This is a genomic window from Providencia sp. CIM-Carb-044, assembly GCF_033901115.1.
In the GTDB taxonomy this organism is placed as follows: Bacteria; Pseudomonadota; Gammaproteobacteria; order Enterobacterales; family Enterobacteriaceae; genus Providencia; species Providencia hangzhouensis.
The window spans coordinates 1-2,746 of sequence record NZ_JAXADV010000029.1; the positions used below are offsets into that span (position 1 = coordinate 1).

At 42.5% G+C, this 2,746-nt stretch carries 5 protein-coding genes; all 5 read right to left on the minus strand.

What is annotated here, in order from left to right:
- Positions 1-102: 102 nt before the first annotated feature.
- On the minus strand, positions 103-447 hold the full coding sequence (locus tag SJ312_RS22670) for a hypothetical protein (protein WP_202212002.1): 345 nt from the start codon (positions 445-447) through the stop codon (positions 103-105).
- A 44-nt stretch (positions 448-491) separates the two neighbouring features.
- Positions 492-1,187: a TraX family protein gene (locus SJ312_RS22675; protein WP_319868377.1), complete on the minus strand. Its 696-nt coding sequence runs from the start codon at positions 1,185-1,187 to the stop codon at positions 492-494.
- Positions 1,184-1,735: a conjugal transfer protein TrbN gene (locus SJ312_RS22680; RefSeq protein WP_319868378.1), complete on the minus strand. Its 552-nt coding sequence runs from the start codon at positions 1,733-1,735 to the stop codon at positions 1,184-1,186. The genes SJ312_RS22675 and SJ312_RS22680 overlap by 4 nt, the downstream gene beginning before the upstream one ends.
- Before the next feature lie 2 nt (positions 1,736-1,737).
- Positions 1,738-2,223 carry a hypothetical protein gene (locus SJ312_RS22685; RefSeq protein ID WP_057048361.1) on the minus strand — a complete coding sequence of 162 codons (486 nt, stop codon included), beginning with the start codon at positions 2,221-2,223 and terminating at the stop codon, positions 1,738-1,740.
- A gap of 9 nt (positions 2,224-2,232) precedes the next feature.
- A partial coding sequence (locus SJ312_RS22690) for a hypothetical protein (protein ID WP_319868379.1) occupies positions 2,233-2,746 on the minus strand: 514 nt, incomplete at its 5' end.

Sequence of the window (2,746 nt, forward strand, 5' to 3'; positions counted from 1 at the left end):
AAAGAGAGCAGACTAAACCAATAGAAAAACAGGCCGCTTAAAACGGTCAGAGGTGACAACTACCTTGAAAAACGCCGGGAGCACGGAACATAGCAAATTGATTTACATACCAGCCGCTTGCAGCAGCGGGTTGCTGTTGCCATCGCCTTTTCCCTTGACGATATTCTTCAGAATGCCGTTACTGCCAATGATAAAGGCTGTGCTTTCATCTTTATTTCCGCCGAAAGAACTAATTTCGCTGTAATTGTAGGTAAGCCATTGGTCTGAACCGTCAGCAGTCATTTTCTGAGGAACGCCAAGAGCAGAGATAATTTCGTCTTTGGTTGTTTTGCCGACTTGAAACTTCGACACAGTAGCCTGGCTAACTTCAGTCCCTTGCTTATACGCGCAGCCAGTTGCACCAATGGCTGTTAAACCGAGCATGATACATAGTACTACTTTTTTCATTTGTAACTCCCTTTCAGTGAGTGTCAATTGACAACATATATATATCACATAAAAAACAAATATCCAGCTTTTGCCATTGGAATTCTAACAATAAGCAATGCTGATAGGTGTAATGGATAAAATACATAAAAAATATACTTCATCCGAGGCATTTTGATATTCAATTTCATGGCTATCAAAATGATTGGCACTGATAACAGTGCCCAATAGTTTTGGTTTACATATTGAAGCGATAAGAGCGAAATAAGGCCACATGCAATAAAGATCAATTTTTTCGTTTTGAAGTAGGCCCACATAGAGAGGCACAATGCCATTCCGAATATCCAATATTCACACAAGGTGGCACCTGCAATAAACGCCAGGAGTGCCATAATGTAAAAAACATGCCCTTTATGTTCCAATAGATAAACAAAAACGGAAGCAAAGAAAAAAAGCCATAGAATATTTAATGGCCACCACCCGAACCTGACCCCGCCAAGCAGAACAAAAGGGATGCTGGATATACAGGCAAATATAAAAAGACGGATGCACATTCTTTTTAATGCGCCTGAAGTGAATGCGTCCACCCTGGAAAAATTAAATGCAATAACAAATGCAAAAACAGGGAATGCAATTCTTCCAATTTCAAACAAGAATGGGAGTGTTCCGTTAAATAAATATTTATTGATGTGATCTCCGAGCATTGAAAAAAGCGCCAACCACTTCAGCGATTCAAGATTTTTGTTTTCGATTGAAATCATTGGGCCACCGTTACTGTTCTCGGTACATAAACAGAAGTCTTTGTCTTCCCTTCTGTATTGATTTTTTTTACAGGCTGCTGCGTCTTTTTTTCTGCCTGATTAATTACAAATGAGCCCACTTCCGTATCGAACCTGGTCTCTAACCAGTCGGCCCATTTGATGGCTTTCTTGATTAAGTCCCTTCGATAAATATTGTTGAACTCTGGTGTCCTAGAATGGTAATTAGCCACTCGCGTCCAAATATCACCACTATCATTATCTATGTGGTTTCTGATCCGCCAGGCGGCCAAATCGAAGGCATAGCAACCATTTGATGCCACATCATCGGCGCTGATGCCATATGATGCCAGATCACGCAAATATCGAGTGTTGAACTGTAGCCAGCCAACATCATGAGTGCCGTTAGTGTTTAAAACCCATTGGCCAGGCTTCCCCCGCTCCTTGTCGGCAACGGCAAGCATGATATTGGCCGCAATATCATATTTAACAGCAGCTGTAATTGCACAGACAATCCTTTCTTGCTCCAGCGGGGGCAATCCTGTATCCATTTTTAGTTCCAATAGTAAGTTTCGCCAATTACCCCACCGTCTTGATAAACAGTGATGTAATTATGGGTTGCAGTGCAACCATTCTGGCCTGTTCCGCTATATGAAGATGGAATACATGGGCCATCTACATAATGAGCTGGTATTTCCTCATACTGTGTGCAGCTGTATTGAGGGCCTGTGTTGCCATATCCTGTTATTTCATATTTCACGCATTTTTGAGATGCGGGAATATATGAAACAACACCCATCTGATAATCCATATTGGGCATTGTTCCATCAGGAGCATCCACAACGCATGACATAAGATCAGGAAGAGGCGGCCTTAAATGTTTAATTCGGTTTTTGAAGGCTGATTTAGCACCACTGCAACCACTTGGGAAGCCTGTCGGCAAGCAGAGCCAGATAGCACAATCATCTTGGTCAGCCGCAAAAACTGGAATTGATAAGGCCAATGAAATGGCCGCAATTAAAAAATACTTTTCCTTCATGGCGTATCCTTATTTTCTATCCCGAAAGGCTGCAATCTCTGATTCCATTTCTCCACTAAGAGAATTTTCGTTTGGAGTAGAAGATTCGGAGTTGCCACCATTGTTTATTGAGTTAATGAATTCTCTTGCTTCATTGGCCGCTGCAGATCGAGCCTGGTTGCTTTTTATTTCGTTTGCTTCAGAAATGGCTTGATTGTCGAGCCTAGCTTGAGCATTGGCCCCAGGGTTTTTAATTTCCTGAGCTAATTTACCCATCATGGAGTTAGATGCTCGGTCTTTTCCTTTATCAAGCAAATCATGTGTTTTATCCGTTAATCCTTGGTCTATACCGCTACCAAGGATTGAACCTGCCTCGACAGCAATTTTTCCAGCTTTCGCCAGTTTTGAGCCGATGCCATCTTTTTTGCTCGTTGAACCCTTACCTGAAGAACTTGATGCGCTGGAGCTTGATGAGCTCGTGGTGTCAGAGCTGGAGCCTGATGAGCTCTTGGTGTCAGAGCTGGAGCCTGACGAGCTCGTGGTG